Source organism: Pseudomonas huaxiensis (assembly GCF_003231275.1).
Classification (GTDB): Bacteria; Pseudomonadota; Gammaproteobacteria; order Pseudomonadales; family Pseudomonadaceae; genus Aquipseudomonas; species Aquipseudomonas huaxiensis.
In genome coordinates this window covers 1-244 of the sequence record NZ_QKVL01000226.1, presented here as the reverse complement: position 1 = coordinate 244, position 244 = coordinate 1, and the positions used below count along the sequence as shown (strand labels likewise).

General features: G+C 62.7%; 1 protein-coding gene. It reads left to right on the top strand.

The annotated features are described in order from the left end of the window. Window positions 1–244 (top strand): immunoglobulin-like domain-containing protein (locus tag DM374_RS32985; RefSeq protein ID WP_157969850.1); only part of this gene is annotated, 244 nt, incomplete at both ends.

The following is a 244-nucleotide window of genomic DNA, read 5'->3' as shown; positions in this document are numbered from 1 at the left end:
GCTGGTGATCAGCCTGGCCAACGGTCAGTCGATCACCATCGCGGTGAACGCCAGCAGCGGCTCGGTCGACTACGTCGCACCGAACAATATCTACGCAACCAACCCAACGCTGACCAACAGCATCACCGCTGTCACCGGCGGCAACTACGAGAAACTGGTCACCGCCGGCACCCCGTCGACCGTCGTCAACGACAACCCGAACAACCTCGACACCACCGGTGTCAGCCTCACTGCGACCGGCACG